The following is an 18,876-nucleotide window of genomic DNA, read 5'->3' as shown; positions in this document are numbered from 1 at the left end:
TATGCGAATGATACATGTCTAAACAAAACTTTCAATCTATATAAATATTACTTTATTCCTAGGTAAAAATCACTATAATAAAAATATATAGAGATAATGGGGGATTTTCCATGAAAAGAGAGAGACAAAAAAAGCAAACGAGAATATTGTTGCAACAAACAGCACTTCATCTTTTTCAAAAACAAGGATATGAACAGACGACCGTCTTGCAAATTACAAATGAAGCCGGGGTAGCGAAAGGAACGTTTTTTAATTATTTTCGAACGAAAGAAGAAGTGTTACAAAGCGTATTTTTTTCACATATGGAGCGAATGTGCGAAAAAATAATGAACGACGACAACGATTGGCGCAAAAACATGGATCGCGTATTTAATGAGTTAGCGACGATGCACGAACAGCTCGGACGGGAAGTAGCAAAAGCGGTGCTCCACATTCATACCGGAAAAACGAAAGAGGCGCGTTGGCTCGCTCCGTTGCACGACGTGTTGACGCGCTTATTCGAGGAAGGAAAACGGTGCGGGCATGTGCGGGCGAAACAGTCCGCTTCGACGCTTGCACATATCGCGATGCAATTGTACGTCGGTGCGCTACATTTATGGATGTTTTCATATGTGACTGAGCCGCTCGCTACGTTTATGACGAATGCGTGGAACATGTTTGCCCATTACATAGAAAAAGAAGGGGACTAATCCCCTTCATACAACGGCAATGTAATGGTTACTGTCGTCCCGGCGTGCAATTGACTGTCGTACGTAATCGTCCCACCCATTTGGCGAATGAGCCGCGCTGTAATCATGCTGCCAAGCCCCGTTCCTTTCGATTTTGTCGTATAATACGGCAAGCCAATTTTTTTTAGCTGTTCTTCGCTCATTCCTTTTCCTGTATCGCGAATGGTAATCACGACTTCCTTTTCTTTTTCATCGACCGTTTTATGAATCGTCACGACACCGCCGTATTCAATCGCTTCCATGCCGTTTTTCATGACGTTTAGTAACGCTTGTTTTAAATAATCGGAATCTCCGTACGCATCGCTTTTCCCTTCTGTATAAAGTTGAAACGACACGTTCGACATCGCGCCGAGCGGACTTAATAAATGAACGGACGTATGTAAAATATCATCGACGTTTATTTTTTGCAGTTGAAATTGCGCCGGTTTCGCTAACGTTAAATATTCGGTAATAATTTCGTTCGTGCGGTCTAACTCTTCTAAAATAATCGGCGCAAACTTTTTTACACGTTCGTCTTTCGTCCCTTCGCTTAAAAATTGCACAAAACCGCGCACAGTTGTGAGCGGGTTGCGAATTTCGTGGGCGAACGAGGCGGCCATTTCGCTCACGGTCGCGAGCTTATCAATGTAAATCATGTCGTCAAACTGTTCGTTAAATTGAATGAGCCGCTCAATCACATATACGATAGCGAAAAACATCGCAATGAAACAAGAGAAATAAATGATATAAAACCGCCAAGAAAGCGGAGGAACAGCGTACAAAATCGTTGCGATGTATAAAATAAGGTAAACGAGCACGATCATGAACCCATATAACACTTTTCTTTTCACGTTAAAAAACGATGAGCGAAACAACACGCCAACGATATACGCAAACACGGACACTGTTATGCCCGGATAAGCGAACGGTCCACCAATAATCAAACGGCCAACGACGACCGTCACCGTACATAACAGCCCTGCCGTTTTACCGATATATAACGTCGTCACTAAAATGACGAGCATACGAAAGTCGAAGTTCGTTCCTGCTAGCGGTTGAATCGGATACATCATACATAAAAGAGCAGTCGCTGATGAAACGATGCCGTACACTACTTTTTGCTTCCATGTGAAGTGCATTTTTCTTCGGAATGGAAAAAATAAATTGGCGTTAAAAATAAGCGAAAATAAAATGGCAATATTGACGACGAGCGGTTTAATGACCGAAGTAAACATACGATGCCTCCATCTCTTATGTTCCACATGTATTGTAGCACAAGAAAGAGAGGCGATGTGCCCATTTTTATTTTCAGAAAAAACAAAAAGGTTGACAGCTTTATGAACATGATAGACGTGGACAAGCGGAACGCGTTACAATGATTGTGAAGAAAAACACGAAAAGAGAAGGTGTCGACATGAAAGGGTTAGCCATTCTTTTTGAAGAAGACCATACGGTGACGATCGTTGAAGATGTGGAAAAAGAACGATTAGAAGAAGTAGTAGATGAGCAAATTGAAGCTGTTCTTTGGCACGATGAAGAAATTGACTGGGATTACGGTTATTAATAAATGAAGCTGGCGTTCGTCAGCTTTTATTTTTTGTTTTTATTTTTCAAAATTTTATTTACAATTTACAAAAAACTCTTTATAATGTAGAAAAGGGAGAAGATTATTCTTCTCGCTAAGGGGGAATGAAACATGTATGAAAAATACAATGATATGGCGCTCGTATCGCAGCCGTACGATCTCACCGATTATAAGCAAGCGGCACAATTCATTATCGAACAGGCGTTATTCCGTTACGAAAGAGATCGGCTCATGCGCGACATTGATCAGTCGCTTGAGCAGCGGGATGAAGCGTTGTTTCTTACCCTCTCAGCCCAATACAATGAGCTTCTTCAACGCTATCGTCACTTGGAGGATATGGCATGATCGACTGTGAAACGACAGAACAGCACATAAGGTGAACGTTTTCAGCAAAACACATTGCGAAACGTTCACCTTTTATTGTTTAATAAAGAAAAAACGAAGAAAGGTGAACGATCAAGATGCTTCCGATGAATGAACGTGTACGCCATATTCAACTATCTGGCATTCGGCAATTTTTTAATCTCGTTGCGAACGAGAAAGATATGATTTCTTTAACGATTGGTCAGCCCGACTTTCCGACCCCTGATCATATTAAAGAAGCGACGAAGCGCGCGCTCGATGAACAATTTACATCTTACACGCATAACGCCGGATATTTACCGTTGCGTGAAGCTGCTTGCCGCTTTGTGGAAACGAAATACGGCTTGCATTATCGTGCCAATGAAGTGATTGTTACCGTCGGGGCAAGTCAAGCGCTCGATATTGCCTTCCGCACCATTTTAACGGAAGGATCAGAAGTCATTCTCCCCGCTCCTGTTTATCCGGGATATGAGCCGATTATTCGTTTATGCGGGGCGACACCCGTTTACGTCGACACGCGGCAAACGAGCTTTAAGCTGTTGGCACAACATATCGAACCGTTCATCAATGAACGGACGCGCTGCATCGTATTGCCGTATCCGTCCAATCCGACAGGCATGACGTTATCGGGCGATGAGCTGAAACAAATCGCTGAGCTTGTCAAAGGGAAACCGATTTGGGTCATCTCGGATGAAATTTATAGCGAGCTTGTGTTTACAGGCAAACATGAATCCATTGCGACATGGCTTCCTGATCAGACGATCGTCATTAACGGTGTCAGCAAATCGCATGCGATGACCGGATTTCGCATCGGTTTTTTATTTGCGCGACAATGGATCGTGGAACATATGTTAAAAGTTCATCAATATAACGTTTCATGCGCGACATCTATTTCCCAACAAGCCGCGCTTGGAGCGTTAACGGTCGGAATGAACGATGCGCACGAGATGAAAGTGCAATATATCGAACGGATGGAATATGTGTACGAGCGACTTCGCACAATTGGCTTTGACGTTGAAAAGCCGAACGGGGCGTTTTACATGTTCCCGTCCATTGCTAAGTTTCATCATTCGTCATTTGATTTTGCGTTACAGCTTGCGAAAGAAGCAAAAGTCGCCGTCGTGCCCGGAAGCGCATTTTCTACATATGGCGAAGGATATATTCGCATTTCATATGCTTGTTCGATCGATACGTTACAAGAAGGGCTTGACCGCATCGAAGCGCATATAAAAAAAGGTGCTCGTTAACAGCACCTTTTTACCATTCTTTATACCATTTGTATAACGCTTGTGTGCCGCTAAGCTCCTCGCCGCGCGCCGCAAGCGATTCATACAATCGTTTCGCAAGCTTTAAGCCCGGAAGCGACAACCCGAGCGTTTCTGCTTCCGCAAGGGCAATGCCCATATCTTTAATGAAATGTTTCACGTAAAAGCCGGGGGCAAAATCGCCAGCGAGCATGCGCGGGGCAAGATGAGATAGCGACCAACTCGATGCGGCTCCTTGTGAAATGCTTTGCAGTACGCGCTCTGGATCTAATCCTGCTTTTTCAGCATAAACGAGCGCTTCACAAACGCCGATCATATTCGTCGCAATCGCAATTTGATTGCACATTTTCGTATGTTGCCCTGCCCCCGCTTTCCCTTGCCAAACGATATTTTTTCCTACGTGCGAAAATAACGGCATACACGCAGAAAAAGCTTCCATATCCCCGCCGACCATGATCGATAACGTGCCGTCGCGCGCGCCGATATCGCCGCCTGACACAGGCGCATCAAGCGCATATACGCCTTTTTCTTTTGCCGCTTCGTAAATGCGAATCGCAAGCGAAGGTTTTGACGTCGTAAAGTCAATGACGTACGCTCCGCGCTTCGCATGGGCAATAATACCATCTTCATCAAAATATACACGTTCGACATCAGGCGGTTCACCGACCATCGTCATGATGACATCGGCCGCTTGTGCGACGTCTTTTACCGTCTCTTTCCATACTGCCCCTTCCGCTAATAGCTCTTCCGCTTTTTCCTTTGTGCGCGTATATACAACGAGCGAATAGCCAGCGCGAAGCAAGTTTCTTGCCATGCTTTTCCCCATCACACCAAGTCCGATAAACCCGATCGTTTGCATCGTTCTCTCCCCATTCTAAATCGCTTTCACCATGCCGCCATCAACTAAAAGCGATTGTCCGGTCATGTACGTATTTTCATCTGATAATAAAAAGGCGACGACGTTCGCAAATTCTTCTGGCGTACCGTAACGTCCGAGCGGAATGGTCGCTTTCACGCGCGCTTCCATTTCTTCTTTGCGAATGCCGAGTTTTTTTGCATGTTGTTCATCTAAATAGGCGACGCGTTCCGTTGCGATGCGCCCAGGAGCAACGGTATTGATTAAAATGCCGTACGGGGCAAGCTCTTGCGCGAGCGTTTTTGTCAAACCGACAACGCCAAGCCGAAACGTATTCGATAAAAGTAAACCCGGAATCGGCTCTTTAATGGACGATGAAGCAATGTTAATAATTTTTCCTTTCGTCTTTTTTAAATGTGGCAGCGCAGCGCGAATGAGCCGGACATAGCTGAGTAAATTTAACTGAAACGCGTGTTGCCAATCGTCATCTGTTAACGTCGCGAGCGTTCCCGTCGGAGGACCGCCAGCGTTATTGACTAATACATGAATGTCGCCAAATGTCTCCACCGTTTTTTCGACGAGTTGTTCAATCATCGCGTTGTTCGTCACGTCCGTTACGACGTATGCCGCTTTCCCTTTTCCTAATGCATTTAGCTGTTCAGCTACCGCATGCAACGCTTGTTCATTGCGGCTCGCTAACATCACGTTAACCCCTTGTGAAACGAGTTTTGTCGCAATCGCTTTCCCAAGACCTTGGCTTGATGCCGCAACAATGGCCGTCTTCATTTCATCCCCGTTACAGAAAACTTATAAGGCTTTATAAGATAGTGAAAAAATCTTATAAAGACCTTTGTTTCTTTCCTTGTTCATCGCGCCCGATTTCGCCAAAGCTACTCTCGTTTGATATGGCGCTCCGAAGGCTTAAACTCCCCACTAACGAATGGGTACATATCAATAACCGCTTTACGTGCTAGGCTATTGATTTGCCATAATTTTTTAGGTTTATACTTGCGTTTACATCCCTGTCTATTTTATTTCCACATTCATCGCATATAAACGTTCTTTCTGATAAAGAAAGTTTATCTTTTACAGCACCACAATGACTGCAAGTTTTAGACGAAGGGAAGAATCGATCTGCAAGTATAAACTTGATCCCATTCCAAGCACACTTATATTCCATTTGCCTTTTAAACTCGTGAAATGTTTGTTCTTGTATAGCTTTCGATAACTTTCTGTTCTTTAACATTCCATGAGTATGTAAGCTCTCCATCACAACATACTCCGGCTTGGTTTTCACCAAAGATGCAGTGATTTGATGAATATAATCGTGCCTGATATGCTTAAGCCTTCGATATGTCTTTAGAACAAGGAATTCCAATTTTTTTATATTGTTTGTTTTTCTGTAACGGAATTCACCTCCTTCCGTTTTTATTTTATTTTTCTCATATTTTTTCGCTAGTTTACGTTGTAGTCTTTTAAGTCTTTTTTCTAGCTTCTTCACTTTTTTTGATTTGTTTATATTGCTAAACTTCTGTCCATTGCTAACGACGGCTAAATCTTTTACCCCTAAATCTACGCCTATGCCGTCAGTATATTTTTGGTTTTTGTTTTCAACTTCTTCAACCCCAATAGTAATCCACCAATTTATTCCGTCAAACGTGATTCTTGGGTTGAAGTATTTTATATTGCTTCCTGTTGGTATTCTGTCTTTTTCAGCTAACTTAACATAATTAATTTTTGCTTATTCTTTTTCTTCGAAGTCGTTAACTTTTCCAATTTTACATGCGTTTTTGTGATTTTTATTTTTTCCGTATCTTGATAAAAACTTGGTTTACTTCTCTTTTTTGACTTAAATTTTGGAAACCCTGTCCTACCTTCGAAGAAGTTTTTATACGCTTGGCAAGCATCTTTAATCGCTTGTTTTGTTATATTGTTTGAGTAATGGTTAAGCCAAGCATATTCTTTTTGCTTTTTTAACTGTGTCAACGTTTTCCTTAACTCATTATCGTTTAAAAACGTTCCGCCATTTTTGTAGTTGTCTTGTTGTGTAGCCAACGTCCAATTATATGCCCACCGGGATACGCCTGCACACTGAAATAACTTTGTTCTTTGCTTATTGTTTGGCAAAAGCATGACCTTATAAGTCTTTATCATCTTTCACCAACTCCTGAATCGTTTTGTAAGTTGTATATAGAGTTTTGCTAAATTTTATAAATTTTATTTTAACTGTTTCCAACCTCCCCTCGATATATACATTCGCTAACGATGACGCGATTCCTTCCTCCTCGCTTCGCTTCATATAGCGCTTCGTCTGCCCGTTTAACCATTTGCTCTTTCGTCATTCCTTGTTCGTATTCGCACACGCCAAAGCTGCACGTAATATGCCCAACTTTCGGAAAATGAACCGTTTCTACGAGACGGCGAAGCGATTCCGCTAAACGATACGCCCCTACTCGCGATGTCGCCGGCGCTAAAATAATGAATTCCTCCCCGCCCCAGCGCGCGAAAATGTCACAATCGCGCAAACGGTTTGAAATCGCTTCACACATGCGCATTAAAACGATGTCGCCAACGTCGTGGCCGTACGTATCGTTCACTTTTTTAAAGTGATCAATATCAAATAAAATAATAGAAAACGGCTGTTTATATCGTTTCGCCCGGCGAATTTCACGCGTAAAAAACTCATCGAACTTCAATCGGTTAAACGTTTTCGTTAACGGATCTTTCGTCGCTAAAAATTCGTTCCGTTTGCTTTCTTCTTCGAGCGCCGTAATATCCGTAAAGACGATTAAATACGACTCCGATTCATCAGGAAACGACGTCGCCTTTAATAAAAACACATGCTCTTCGCCGTCTTTGCACATCATTTTTACTTTAAAAAACGGAATGGTGCGATCGATGAGGGGACGAAGCCATCGCTTTTCCCCTTTCACATAAAAATAGCCAGGCTCGGTGACAAAATAGTCGCATACGTGTGCCCGACCAGCCCGAAGCTGTTCGATTCGTTCCTGTCCGAAAAAACGTTGAAACGATAAATTGCAATCGAGTAAACGTTCGGCATTTAAAATGCATATTAAATTTTCTTGGAAGTCAATGATCGTGCGCGTATATTGTTTTTGTTTTTGTAACTCGCGCTCAAGTTGGCGTTGATAAATGGAATGTTGTAGCGATTGTAAAAACTTTTCATGGTCGATCGGTTTTAAAATAAAATGGTTGACGCCGTACTCAATGGCGCGAATGAAAAAGTCGTTATCATCATAAGCGGTCGTAATAATAATTTGCACATGTTCATCGCTTTCACGAATGCGGCGAATGAGCTCTAACCCGTTAAGCACAGGCATTTTAATGTCCGTAATAACAATATCAGGCTGAAATTCGGTAAAGTATTCGAATGCTTCTTGACCGTTTTTTGCTACTTTCACATCGCGAATGCGCCGCTTTAATAAGCGCATTAACATCTCGCGCGCCCCTGGCTCATCTTCGACGTACAGCACTTTAATATTTGTCATAAACCCCTTCCCCCTTCACTGCGCGGCATGCGAATCGTAAACGTTGCTCCTTTTTTAGATGATGAAACGAGCAATTCTCCTCCCATTTTCGTCACAATCATGTTTGACATATATAATCCGAGACCCGTTCCGTCTTTTTTCGTTGTGACGTACGGTTCGAATATGCGCGAAACGATCGTTTCATCGATGCCGCCTGCGTTATCTTTCACTTGAATGTAAATGAATGAGTCGTCCGCATACGTGCGAAGGCAAATGATTCGCCGTTCGACATCGCGCTCGGCAAACTGCTCGCACGCATTCGTCAATAAATTAATGAGCACTTGGCTCATTTCGTTCGGAAATCCGTACATGTGCGCTCGCGTGCGGTTTTGAACGTGAAGTTGTACGTTGTAATGGTCTAAGCTTGCGGAAATAATTTTTAACGCTTGCCGAATGGCTTGAATGGGACGAAAATGAATCGCTTCTTTATGCGGCTTAAAAAAGTTGCGAAAATCGTTAATTGTGCGCGACATATGTTGAATTTGAATAAAACATTTTCGAATGGACGTGCGCAAATACGATTCGTTTAACTCTCCGTACGCATATGCTTCTTGTATATCTTGTAACAGTAAACCGAGCACGTTCAACGGTTGGCGCCATTGATGCGCGATGTTTCTGAACATTTCCCCCATCGTCGCGTAGCGCGACTGCTCGATTAACATAAAATCTTTTTCGCGGTTTTTTCGCACTTCTTCTTCCACTTTTCGTTGCAACGTCGCATTCATTCGTTCCATTTCGAGTTTGAGCTGTTGAAGTTCTTTTACCGTCTGTTCCCGTTTAATCGACTCGCCAACCGTGCGAGCAAGCGCAAAAAAAATGGCGCGTTCATGTGCGGAAAACACCCGTCTTCGTTCGCAGTCAACAACGCTTAAAAACCCCCATCGTTCATCGTGAATAAAAATGGGGGCAATCATAAACGATTGAATCGCATGTTGTTCGAAAACGGTGCGCACATCCCCTTGTAATTCATCTGTATGCCCAACGAACACATTTCCATCATATAAATGGGCTAAACATCGAGCAGCTTCCGCTTGAAGTATGATTTCGTCGCGTGACAGAAGATGTAAAGAGGGTGTTTGTACGTAATCGGTGCGTCGTAATGTATACGTTTCATTTGACGTATGTAAGCGAAAAATCGCAACGCGCGTCGCGTGAAGTGCAATGCGCAAACTTTCTAGCGCCGCCATAAGCGAGCCATCCATATCCCTCTCCTCCAAAAAAACAAACAAATATAGGTCTTTCATCCTAAATTTATCGTAATGATTATATAAACAAAAATCAAGGAAAAAAATTGTTACTGAAATGTAAAAAAAGCTAGGCATTATACCTAGCTTTATACACGAAAGCGATGAATCAATTGCTGCAACGTGCGGCTCATGTCGTTTAACCGCTCTGCTGCTTCTGTGACAGTGCTTAACGCTTTTAACTGTTCTTCCGATGATGCGGACACTTCTTCTGCCGATGCAGCCGATTGTTCTGAAATTGCTGCTAAGTTTTGTAACGCTGCAACAATTTGTTCTTTATTTTCATTGACGTCATGAATTTGTGTAAAAATATGTTCGATCGCTGACGTTAACTGTTCCATCATTGTTGCAATATGCATGAACGACTCGGCCGTTTCGTTGACCGCTTGTTGTTGCTGGTCGTTCATTTGTTTCGTATGGTCAACCGCTTCGGTCGCAAGAGAAGCTTGTTGTTGAATCGACGTAATCGTTTGACGAATTTGTTCTGTCGCTTGTGCCGATTGCTCCGCGAGTTTCCGCACTTCTTCTGCGACGACCGCAAATCCTTTTCCGTGCTCACCTGCGCGCGCCGCTTCGATCGAAGCGTTTAACGCTAAAAGGTTCGTTTGAGCAGAAATGTCTGTAATCGTTTGAATGATGGCGCCAATTTGTTTCATTTTTTCCCCTAAATCAGCGATCACTGTTTCAACAGAGCGCAATTCATTTTGCGATTCCGCTGATTTCGCTTGAAGTACATTTAACTTTTCAATGCCCATATAACTTGCGTCTTTCGTTTCGTCGGAAAGCTGCTTCACCCGTTCTGCCGATTGCGTCACCGCACCCATTTTTTCAGATAAGTCGTTCATACGGTCGTTCATCGCATCTAAATTGCTCGCCTGCTCTGATACGCCTTTTGCAATATCGGTCACCGCCGTCGTCACTTGTTCGCTCGTCGCCATCGTTTCTTCAGACACCGCGCTTAAATGATCGGCCGCAGCGCCAAGTTCCGTAACGGAACGATCCACTTCGCCAATAAGCGAACGCATATGAGATACCATGTCGTTAAAGTGGCTCGTGAGCTGGGCAATTTCGTCGTTTCCTTTCGGCTCAACGCGCACCGTTAAATCGCCGGTCGCCACTTGTTGCACACGCTCATTGAGCTGAATAATTGGTTTGACGATCGAACGCGATACGGCATAAATAAGAAGCGAAGCAACCATTGTCGCGATGACAACAATCGTCCATGATGTTTTTCCGATTGTTGTTAACGTCGCTAATAAATCTTTTTCTTTATATACGACACCGACTTTCCAGTTCAACTTTGGAATCGTCGCAAAATATAGCAATCGTTTTTCGCCATCTTGCTCGTATTCATAAGCTCCTTGTTCTTTTGCAAACATCGTTTTTACAACCGGATGGTCAGACATATCTTTTCCTTTAAACTGTGGATGAACGATCGCCAATTTATTTTGGTCAAACAAGACAGGATAGCCGTTGTAGCCGACTCGGAACTGTTCAACCGTCTCTGCAAGCGTATTCAATGAAACGTCCAAGCCGATCACGCCGATCACTTGACCGTTTTCAACGATCGCTTTAGCGATCGTGACGATGTAGTCGTTCGTTACCGCATCGACGTATGACTCAGTCCAAATAACTTTATCAGGTGTTGCTACGGCCGCTTTATACCACGGACGCGTCGTCGGGTCAAAATCTGGCGGCAAATCGACAGCTGGCGTCGTATACATCTTGCCGTTTGCCGTACCGATGTAAGCTAATTGTACTTTTTTATGAATGTTTAAAAACGTCGCGAATTGTTGGTCGATATCTTGCCAAAGTTGTGCATCTTCCGTTTTTGTAAACGTCTTAAAACCTTTCGTTTCACTAAATTGTTTTAGCGCATCTTCTTGGCTAGCGAAGCTATGTTCAATATCGTCAACAAGCCCTGTCACAAGCTCCTCAGCGCGCACTTTTGCATCTTTTTTCATAACAGACGCCATTTGTACATAATTGACCGTCTGTGAAGCGATAAGTGCAACAATTAATAATAAAGCCATTAAGCCCGTTAATTTCATCGTTAATGACCGAAACAATGTAGACCCCCCTTAGTTATGTCGAATGTTGTCGAAAAATTAATAAAGTTGTAGTTTCATTATAAAAGGTTTACGATATGATGTCTATGACCGTTTTGTACTGATTTTTTTCCACAAAAAAAGAACCGGGGCGTCCGGTTCTTATTGTTGGAACGTTTCTTTCACGAAACGAACGACTTCTTCTGCAGTCGCAAGCGATAAAATGTGATCTTTCACTCGCTCCGCTTCTTGTTTAGAAAGCTTTTTTAATTGCGAGCGGACGCGTAAAATCGATGTCGCACTCATGCTAAATTCGTCTAAGCCGAACGCTAATAAAATCGGCACAGCAAGCTCTTCGCCCGCCATTTCACCGCACATGCCAACCCACTTTCCTTCTTTATGCGCCGCTTCAATAACGTTATAAATGAGGCGCAAAATGGCAGGGTTGTACGGTTGATATAAATACGATACGCGCTCGTTCATGCGGTCAGCCGCCATCGTATATTGGATTAAGTCGTTCGTTCCGATGCTAAAGAAGTCTACTTCTTTTGCAAATTGATCCGCCAATACAGCGGCTGCTGGAATTTCGACCATCATGCCGACTTCGATATGATCGGATACTGCAACACCTTCAGCGACAAGCTTTTCTTTTTCTTCTAAAAGAACAGCTTTCGCTTGACGGAACTCGTCTAACGTCGCGATCATCGGGAACATCACTTTTAAGTTGCCATATACGCTTGCGCGCAACAACGCGCGAAGTTGTGTGCGAAACATTTCTTGCATATTTAAGCAAAGACGAACCGCACGGAAACCTAAAAACGGGTTCATTTCTTTTGGAAGGTCTAAATACGGCAATTCTTTGTCGCCGCCAATGTCTAGCGTGCGAACGACGACCGGTTTTCCTTCCATTTTTTCTAGCACCGTTTTGTATGCTTCAAACTGTTCTTCTTCTGTCGGCAATTCGTTGCGTCCCATGTATAAAAATTCGGTACGGTATAAGCCGATGCCTTCTGCCCCGTTCGCGAGTACACCATCGACATCGTTTGGCGTCCCGATATTGGCAGCAAGCTCAACGTGGTGACCGTCTTCCGTCGTCGTTTGTTCATGAACGAGCTTTGCCCATTCTGCTTTTTGGGCAGCGAATGCGGCACGTTTTTGTTCATATTGTGCGATCGTCTCTTCTGTCGGGTTGATGATCACTTCGCCGTCAAGCCCGTCAATAATGACGACATCGCCGTTTTGAATGGCCGCTGTCGCTTCTTTCGTTCCGACGACAGCCGGAATTTCCATCGAGCGTGCCATAATGGCAGAGTGAGACGTCCGTCCACCAATGTCGGTTGTAAAACCTTTCACATATTTTCGATTTAATTGAGCCGTATCCGACGGCGTTAAATCTTCAGCTACAATGATGACTTCTTCTGTAATCATGCTTGGGTTTGAAATCGTAACGCCTAATAAATGAGCGAGGACGCGTTTTGTGACGTCGCGAATGTCCGCTGCACGCTCTTTCATATATTCGTTATCCATCGCTTCAAACATCGCGATGAACATCGATGCGACGTCATGAAGTGCAAATTCTGCATTCACGCGTTCTTGTTCAATTTTTTGTTCGACCGCTTGCACGAGCTCTGGGTCGCTTAGTACGAGCAAATGGGCGGAGAAAATGGCCGCTTTATCTTCGCCGAGCTCTTTTAATGCATGCGCTTGAATCGCTTCAAGTTCTTCTTTCGATTTAGCGAGCGCTTGTTGAAAGCGGCGAACGTGTTCAGCTGGGTTTTCAATCGTTTGTTTTTCAACTGTTAAATCTGGATGTTCTAAACGGTACGCCTTCGCAATGGCAATGCCATTCGATGCAGCAATCCCTTGCAATCGTTTCATTATTCAGCTAATCCTTCTTTTGCTAGCGTTTCTGTTAATGCGTTCATCGCGTCTGCTGCATCGCTACCTTCAGCTGAAACAGTAATTTGCGCACCTTGTGGAATGCCTAAAGACATGACACCCATGATCGATTTTAAGTTGACTTTTTTGCCGTTGTACTCTAATTGAATGTCGCTATCGAATTTGCTCGCTGTTTGCACTAACATCGTTGCTGGACGGGCATGAATACCAGATTCTGCTGTTACTTTAAACGTTTTTTCCATCTTGCTCATCTCCTCACTTTATATTTTGAAAACATAGAGGGCGAAAACCCTCTATGTTTTTTTACCGAAAAATGACGCATTTTGCAAGCAAATTATTTTTGAACGACGACGACGTCTTCGCCTTTTGTTACTGTTCCTTGTTTCGCGATATTTACCGTTTCTCCTGCTTGCAAGTTCGTGAAAATAATTGGCGTCACAACAGATGGTGCATGTTGTTTCACATATGCAAGATCTACTTTCAAAATCGGCTGTCCTTTTTTCACTTCTGTTCCTTCTGATACGAGCGCTTCAAATCCTTGACCGTTTAATTTTACTGTATCAATGCCGAAGTGGATAAGCACTTCACGACCTGTTTTTGATTGAATGCCGATCGCATGTTTTGTCGGGAAGACGTTAACGATCGTTCCATCGACTGGCGATACGACTGTCCCTTCTGTTGGCTCAACCGCAAATCCGTCACCCATCATTTTCGTTGAAAATACTTGATCTGGCACTTCGGAAAGCGGCAAAACTTTTCCTGTTAATGGAGATGCGACTTGTTCTGTTTCTCCTGTCGCTTGTACAGATGGTTTCGCTTTTTCTACCGCTTTTGTCGGCACGCGACCTTCCATAATATCTTTAATTTGTGTTTTCAATATATCTGATTTTGGTCCGAAAATGGCTTGAATGTTGTTTCCAACTTCTAATACGCCAGCTGCCCCGAGCGCTTTTAGACGATCTTTATCGACGTGTTGAATATCGTTTACTGAAACGCGTAAACGTGTGATGCACGCATCTAAATGAGCGACATTTTCTTTTCCGCCAAGCGCAGCTAAAATTTCGTGCGGGAGTTCGCCTGCATCCGCTGTCGCTGTTGTGTCTGTCGTTTCTTTTTCACGACCTGGCGTCGCTAAATCCCATTTGCGAATCGCAAAGCGGAAGCCGAAGTAGTAAATGACCGCAAACACTAAACCGACCGGAATGACGAGCCACCATGCTGTACGTCCTGGCAACACACCGAATAATAAGTAGTCGATAACCCCGCCAGAGAACGTCATACCGATTTTGACGTTTAAGATGTGCATGAGCATGAACGATAATCCAGCGAAAATTGTATGGATCGCAAATAATGCTGGCGCAACGAATAAGAATGAAAATTCAATCGGTTCTGTAATTCCTGTTAAAAATGATGTTAATGCTGCAGATGCCATAATACCGGCAACGACTTTTTTGTTTTCTGGACGCGCTTCATGGTAAATGGCAAGCGCAGCTGCTGGTAAACCGAACATCATGAACGGGAATTTTCCTGTCATAAACGTACCTGCTGTTAATTCAGCACCGTCTTTAATTTGTTCGAAGAAAATACGTTGGTCACCGCGCACAAGCTCGCCTGCTTTGTTGACGTATTGACCGAACTCAAACCAGAACGGTGAGTAGAAAATGTGGTGTAAACCGAACGGAATTAATGCGCGCTCGATGACACCGAAAATGAATGCCGCTAACGTACGGTTTGCATCGATCATGTTGTGCGAGAAGGCGTTTAAGCCGTGTTGGACAGGCGGCCATAACCATGTCATCGCAATACCGAGAATTAATGCCGATGCAGCTGTTACAATCGGAACGAAACGTTTTCCTGCAAAGAAACCTAAGTAAGATGGCAATTCGATGTTAAAGTATTTGTTGTACATGTACGCTGCTAAAATACCGACGATAATCCCGCCGAATACCCCTGTTTGCAACGTCGGAATACCTAATACGTTTGCAAACGATGGATCTGTGCCGATTTGATCTGATGTCACGCCTAAAATGACGCTCATCGTGACGTTCATCACTAAGTAGCCGATGATGGCTGCTAAACCAGCAACCCCTTCACCACCAGCTAATCCGACGGCTACCCCTACCGCAAATAAAAGCGGCAAGTTGGCAAACACAATACCACCCGATTGCTCCATCACTTTCGCAACCATTTCGACCCAGCCTGTTTCTAACGCTGGAATTTTTTCAATTAATGCTGGGTTTTGCAATGCGTTACCGAACGCAAGCAAAATACCTGCTGCCGGCAAAATCGCAACGGGAAGCATAAGCGCTTTACCGACTTTTTGTAACGTACCAAACGCTTTTTTCATATAAAACCCTCCTTCATCTTGTTAACGTTTGCAACAAACGGCATGTTCATGCATGAAAAGTAGATGAAGTAAAACATTAGACGTCTAACAAATGTAAGCATTTGCAAATAAGAGAAAATAAAAAGGCATGAGCAAAGAATGACAGAAAAAGGGTAATATGTAACGAATATTTCGTTACACCACTTTTCTTGCCTTCTTTACTCATGCCTGATCGAATCAGTAACACGTAAAGATAAGTGCCCATTTATTCACTTTTTCCAGTTAACCGCTGCAAATGCAACGTTAAATACACGGCTTCTGCTTCATCTACCGGAAGCTGCAACGTTTGCTGCATAATTTTTATGAGCTTCCACGACAAATTATAGCATAGTGGGTACGTCTCTTTCAATATATTCGACAATTTTTTTGGCTCTTCAATTTTTTCGCCTTTTTTCACCCGTTCAATCGCATAGCGCAAGTGGCGGACAAACCGTAAATAATGGATGCTTTCACGGTCGATGCGAATGTTGAGCTGCTCTTCGACGATCGAAACTAATCGAGAAATAAGCTGCGAATGTTGATTCACTTCCGATAGTTGATGATTCGTTAGCGCACTATGAATGTGTAAAGCAATAAAGCCGATTTCCCCTTCCGGAAGCTCGATGTGCAACCGTTCATTCAACATGTTAACGACTTCTGCTGCCACATCGTATTCAAGCGGATATAAGCTTTTCGTTTCAACTAAAAACGGATTTTTTATATCCATTCCTTGTTCTAATCGCTTGATTGCGAACAAAATATGATCTGTTAACGCCACGTGAATATGTTCGTTTAACGAGCTGTTCGTCCGCGTTCGAATGTGGTGAATGATATCGTTCATTAAGCCGATAAATTCTTCATCGACATGCGGCAACAATTTTTTATATTGTTCTTGTTCACGCTCATTTTTTAAAATGAACCATTTTTCTACACCTTTTTGTTCAATGACATCCCCTTTTTTCTTGCCAAATCCAATTCCTTTTCCGATTAATACGACTTCATCATACGTTGGATGCGAGGCAATGAGCACGTTGTTGTTTAACACTTTTTCAATGCGAAACGATTGTTCCACGTCTAGTTCGCCGTTACAGAAAACTTACAAAACTTTATAAATAATCTATTAATTATTTATAAAGTTTACGTTTCCTTCCTTGTTCATCACGCCCGATTTCGCCGAAGCTACTCTCGTTTGCTTGGCGCTCCGAAGGCTTTACTTCCCCACTAACGTATGGGTACATGTGGTGATTCACTTGGCATATTGTTTCAAGTTGATGCTAGCGTTGAGATCACGGTCGATTTCTAGCCCACACACTTCGCAACGGTACGTCCGTTCCGATAAAGAAAAGTGGCTTTTCACATGACCGCAACGGCTACACCTTTTGCTTGACGGATAAAAACGATCTGCCACGATCAACTTGATGCCATGCCATGCACATTTGTACGTCATTTGGCGCTTGAACGCGTGGAATGTTTGTTGTTGGATTGCTTTCGATAGCTTGCGATTTTTTAACATGCCACTTGTGTTCAAATCCTCCATCACGACATACGCTGGCTTGGCTTTCACCAACGTTGTTGTGATGTGATGGGTATAGTTAAGTTGTATATTTTTTAGCCTTCGGCGTTTTTTTAAAACAAGGAACTCAATTTTCTTGATGTTTTCCGTTTTTCTGTAACGGAATTCCCCCCTTTCTGTTTTTGTTTTATTCATTTCGTACTTTCGTGATAGTTGTCTTTGCATGCGCTTCATTTGTTTTTCAAGCCTTTTCACTTTCGGTGTTTGGTTGATGTTTGCAAACGTCATGCCATTGCTGATGGTAGCTAACGATTTTACCCCTAAATCAATGCCGATGCCTTCGCTGTACGTTTCATGTTTTCCTTCCGCTTCCTCTACACCGACCGTTAAAAACCAATGTAGTCCGTCAAACACGATTCGTGGATTGACGTATGTCACATGTGTTCCATGCGGAATGCGACCTCTTTCTGCAAGGCGGATCCAATTGAATGTCTGTTTATTTTTCTTTTTGGAAGGCGTCAGTTTTTCTAGTTTTACATGCGTGTCGGTGATTTTGATTTTGGATGTATCTTGATAAAAACTTGGTCGAGTTCGCTTTTTTGTTTTAAACTTTGGACACTTCGCCCGTCCTGTAAAAAAGTTTTTGTAGGCTTGACACGCATCTTTGATCGCTTGTTTTGTGATGTTGTTGGAATATTGATTGAGCCAACTATACTCTTTTGCCTGTTTGAGCTGCGTTAATCTTTTTCTTAATTCACCATCACTTAAAAATTTGCCACCTTGTTTATGATTTTCTTGTTGTTGCGCCAATGCAAAATTGTACGCCCATCTGGCAACACCCGCACACTCAAATAATTTTGTTTTTTGTTTGTTATTCGGAAGCAGCATAACCTTATATGTTTTAATCATTTTCAGTTAGCTCCTTAACCATTCTCTTGGCTTTGTTGGCTCTTTTGCCTTGAAGTTTGCAACTAAATACTGTTATTATTTGGACTAAATCTTCTACAAGTTCTTGTTCTTCAGTTTTTTCTGTGTTATCAATTATTTTAATATTAGTACCATATTTTTACAAATATTTTCTGTTAATTCAAATCCAAATCTAACAAGTCTATCCTTTATATAGCACTACTATCTTTTCAACTTCACCATCTGTAATCATATCAACAAGGTTTATTTAAACCATTTTTATTATAATTAATTCCACTTCCAATATCAGTTATTATTTCAAATTTGTATCCTTTTGCTATCATATATTCTTTGACATATTTTATTTGTCTTTCTAAATCATCTTTTTGTTTTTGACTTGAAACTCTACAATATCCAATTACTTTTTTAATTAAAGGCTTTTTGTTTATACCGAGAAAATGATTAAGTTGTTCTTCTGAATAATACCTAAATCCAGACGGAGCAACATAAGCTGGTTTTAATCTATTGCTCTTATCCCAATTTCTCAAGGTTTATTCAGTTCTGCCTATTAGTTTAG

Annotated in this window: 17 protein-coding genes and 1 pseudogene; 4 read left to right on the top strand and 14 right to left on the bottom strand. The window is 42.6% G+C overall.

The genetic code is table 11. From position 1 onward, the window contains the following. The first annotated feature begins 110 nt into the window (after positions 1 to 110). Positions 111 to 689, top strand: a complete 579-nt coding sequence (locus K1I44_RS07900; RefSeq protein WP_003396666.1) for a TetR/AcrR family transcriptional regulator — start codon at positions 111 to 113, stop codon at positions 687 to 689. On the opposite strand, the gene K1I44_RS07895 is transcribed toward K1I44_RS07900, so the two are convergent. Beyond that, positions 686 to 1,942, bottom strand: coding sequence for an ATP-binding protein (locus K1I44_RS07895; protein ID WP_219985820.1), 1,257 nt, complete (start codon positions 1,940 to 1,942; stop codon positions 686 to 688). The genes K1I44_RS07900 and K1I44_RS07895 overlap by 4 nt on opposite strands. A 179-nt stretch (positions 1,943 to 2,121) precedes the next feature. On the opposite strand from K1I44_RS07895, the gene K1I44_RS07890 reads away from it, so the two are divergent. The 3 genes from K1I44_RS07890 (at position 2,122) to K1I44_RS07880 (ending at position 3,902) form a co-directional block, all read left to right on the top strand. Then, entirely contained in the window at positions 2,122 to 2,271 is a 150-nt protein-coding gene (locus tag K1I44_RS07890) for a hypothetical protein (protein WP_241762315.1), read from the top strand. Positions 2,272 to 2,403: 132 nt separating this feature from the next. Next, positions 2,404 to 2,637 (top strand): IDEAL domain-containing protein, encoded by a 234-nt coding sequence (locus tag K1I44_RS07885; RefSeq protein WP_219985819.1) that lies wholly within the window; start codon positions 2,404 to 2,406, stop codon positions 2,635 to 2,637. A 116-nt stretch (positions 2,638 to 2,753) separates the two neighbouring features. Then, positions 2,754 to 3,902 (top strand): aminotransferase A, encoded by a 1,149-nt coding sequence (locus K1I44_RS07880; protein WP_255573317.1) that lies wholly within the window; start codon positions 2,754 to 2,756, stop codon positions 3,900 to 3,902. A gap of 10 nt (positions 3,903 to 3,912) precedes the next feature. Here the strand turns inward: K1I44_RS07880 and K1I44_RS07875 are convergent, their stop codons facing one another. The 13 genes and pseudogenes from K1I44_RS07875 to K1I44_RS07820 form a co-directional block, all read right to left on the bottom strand. Then, positions 3,913 to 4,779: an NAD(P)-dependent oxidoreductase gene (locus tag K1I44_RS07875; RefSeq protein WP_219985818.1), complete on the bottom strand. Its 867-nt coding sequence runs from the start codon at positions 4,777 to 4,779 to the stop codon at positions 3,913 to 3,915. A gap of 15 nt (positions 4,780 to 4,794) precedes the next feature. Next, a complete protein-coding gene (locus K1I44_RS07870; RefSeq protein WP_003396674.1) occupies positions 4,795 to 5,562 on the bottom strand; it encodes an SDR family oxidoreductase in 768 nt (255 codons plus the stop codon). A 184-nt stretch (positions 5,563 to 5,746) separates the two neighbouring features. Then, positions 5,747 to 6,460, bottom strand: a complete 714-nt coding sequence (locus K1I44_RS15610; protein ID WP_483297871.1) for an RNA-guided endonuclease InsQ/TnpB family protein — start codon at positions 6,458 to 6,460, stop codon at positions 5,747 to 5,749. Positions 6,461 to 6,492: 32 nt separating this feature from the next. Beyond that, positions 6,493 to 6,930, bottom strand: a complete 438-nt coding sequence (locus K1I44_RS15605; RefSeq protein ID WP_255573316.1) for a helix-turn-helix domain-containing protein — start codon at positions 6,928 to 6,930, stop codon at positions 6,493 to 6,495. 68 nt (positions 6,931 to 6,998) lie between these two features. Beyond that, positions 6,999 to 8,285: a GGDEF domain-containing response regulator gene (locus K1I44_RS07860; RefSeq protein WP_219985817.1), complete on the bottom strand. Its 1,287-nt coding sequence runs from the start codon at positions 8,283 to 8,285 to the stop codon at positions 6,999 to 7,001. Then, positions 8,282 to 9,526 carry a sensor histidine kinase gene (locus K1I44_RS07855; RefSeq protein WP_219985816.1) on the bottom strand — a complete coding sequence of 415 codons (1,245 nt, stop codon included), beginning with the start codon at positions 9,524 to 9,526 and terminating at the stop codon, positions 8,282 to 8,284. The genes K1I44_RS07860 and K1I44_RS07855 overlap by 4 nt, the downstream gene beginning before the upstream one ends. A gap of 131 nt (positions 9,527 to 9,657) precedes the next feature. Beyond that, complete coding sequence (locus tag K1I44_RS07850; RefSeq protein ID WP_219985815.1) at positions 9,658 to 11,637, bottom strand: methyl-accepting chemotaxis protein; 1,980 nt, start codon at positions 11,635 to 11,637, stop codon at positions 9,658 to 9,660. Positions 11,638 to 11,778: 141 nt separating this feature from the next. Further along, positions 11,779 to 13,494 (bottom strand): phosphoenolpyruvate--protein phosphotransferase, encoded by a 1,716-nt coding sequence (gene ptsP, locus K1I44_RS07845; RefSeq protein WP_219985814.1) that lies wholly within the window; start codon positions 13,492 to 13,494, stop codon positions 11,779 to 11,781. Further along, positions 13,494 to 13,766, bottom strand: coding sequence for a phosphocarrier protein HPr (locus K1I44_RS07840; protein ID WP_304511212.1), 273 nt, complete (start codon positions 13,764 to 13,766; stop codon positions 13,494 to 13,496). Before K1I44_RS07840 ends, ptsP begins: the two co-directional genes overlap by 1 nt. Before the next feature lie 83 nt (positions 13,767 to 13,849). Further along, on the bottom strand, positions 13,850 to 15,862 hold the full coding sequence (gene ptsG, locus K1I44_RS07835) for a glucose-specific PTS transporter subunit IIBC (RefSeq protein ID WP_219985812.1): 2,013 nt from the start codon (positions 15,860 to 15,862) through the stop codon (positions 13,850 to 13,852). 244 nt (positions 15,863 to 16,106) lie between these two features. Next, positions 16,107 to 16,952: a glucose PTS transporter transcription antiterminator GlcT gene (gene glcT / locus K1I44_RS07830; RefSeq protein ID WP_003396686.1), complete on the bottom strand. Its 846-nt coding sequence runs from the start codon at positions 16,950 to 16,952 to the stop codon at positions 16,107 to 16,109. 174 nt (positions 16,953 to 17,126) lie between these two features. Next, positions 17,127 to 18,302, bottom strand: a complete 1,176-nt coding sequence (locus tag K1I44_RS07825) for an RNA-guided endonuclease InsQ/TnpB family protein (RefSeq protein WP_055440275.1) — start codon at positions 18,300 to 18,302, stop codon at positions 17,127 to 17,129. Continuing rightward, positions 18,295 to 18,847, bottom strand: a pseudogene (locus K1I44_RS07820) (IS607 family transposase). Before K1I44_RS07820 ends, K1I44_RS07825 begins: the two are co-directional and overlap by 8 nt. Positions 18,848 to 18,876 lie beyond the last annotated feature (29 nt).

The sequence above is a fragment of the Anoxybacillus sp. ST4 genome, assembly GCF_019448545.1.
GTDB lineage: Bacteria > Bacillota > Bacilli > Bacillales > Anoxybacillaceae > Anoxybacillus > Anoxybacillus pushchinoensis.
Note: the sequence above shows the minus strand (reverse complement) of the source record. Positions and strands in the feature narration are given on the sequence as shown.

Excerpts from the sequence above, each read along its gene's own strand:
- ptsG (WP_219985812.1), bottom strand. The coding sequence starts at position 15,862 with ATGAAAAAAGCGTTTGGTACGTTACAAAAAGTCGGTAAAGCGCTTATG.
- K1I44_RS07900 (WP_003396666.1), top strand. The coding sequence starts at position 111 with ATGAAAAGAGAGAGACAAAAAAAGCAAACGAGAATATTGTTGCAACAA.
- K1I44_RS07855 (WP_219985816.1), bottom strand. The coding sequence starts at position 9,526 with ATGGATGGCTCGCTTATGGCGGCGCTAGAAAGTTTGCGCATTGCACTT.
- K1I44_RS07875 (WP_219985818.1), bottom strand. The coding sequence starts at position 4,779 with ATGCAAACGATCGGGTTTATCGGACTTGGTGTGATGGGGAAAAGCATG.
- K1I44_RS07885 (WP_219985819.1), top strand. The coding sequence starts at position 2,404 with ATGTATGAAAAATACAATGATATGGCGCTCGTATCGCAGCCGTACGAT.
- K1I44_RS15605 (WP_255573316.1), bottom strand. The coding sequence starts at position 6,930 with ATGATAAAGACTTATAAGGTCATGCTTTTGCCAAACAATAAGCAAAGA.
- K1I44_RS07880 (WP_255573317.1), top strand. The coding sequence starts at position 2,754 with ATGCTTCCGATGAATGAACGTGTACGCCATATTCAACTATCTGGCATT.
- K1I44_RS07840 (WP_304511212.1), bottom strand. The coding sequence starts at position 13,766 with ATGAGCAAGATGGAAAAAACGTTTAAAGTAACAGCAGAATCTGGTATT.
- K1I44_RS07825 (WP_055440275.1), bottom strand. The coding sequence starts at position 18,302 with ATGATTAAAACATATAAGGTTATGCTGCTTCCGAATAACAAACAAAAA.
- K1I44_RS07890 (WP_241762315.1), top strand. The coding sequence starts at position 2,122 with ATGAAAGGGTTAGCCATTCTTTTTGAAGAAGACCATACGGTGACGATC.
- K1I44_RS07895 (WP_219985820.1), bottom strand. The coding sequence starts at position 1,942 with ATGTTTACTTCGGTCATTAAACCGCTCGTCGTCAATATTGCCATTTTA.
- ptsP (WP_219985814.1), bottom strand. The coding sequence starts at position 13,494 with ATGAAACGATTGCAAGGGATTGCTGCATCGAATGGCATTGCCATTGCG.
- K1I44_RS07860 (WP_219985817.1), bottom strand. The coding sequence starts at position 8,285 with ATGACAAATATTAAAGTGCTGTACGTCGAAGATGAGCCAGGGGCGCGC.
- K1I44_RS07870 (WP_003396674.1), bottom strand. The coding sequence starts at position 5,562 with ATGAAGACGGCCATTGTTGCGGCATCAAGCCAAGGTCTTGGGAAAGCG.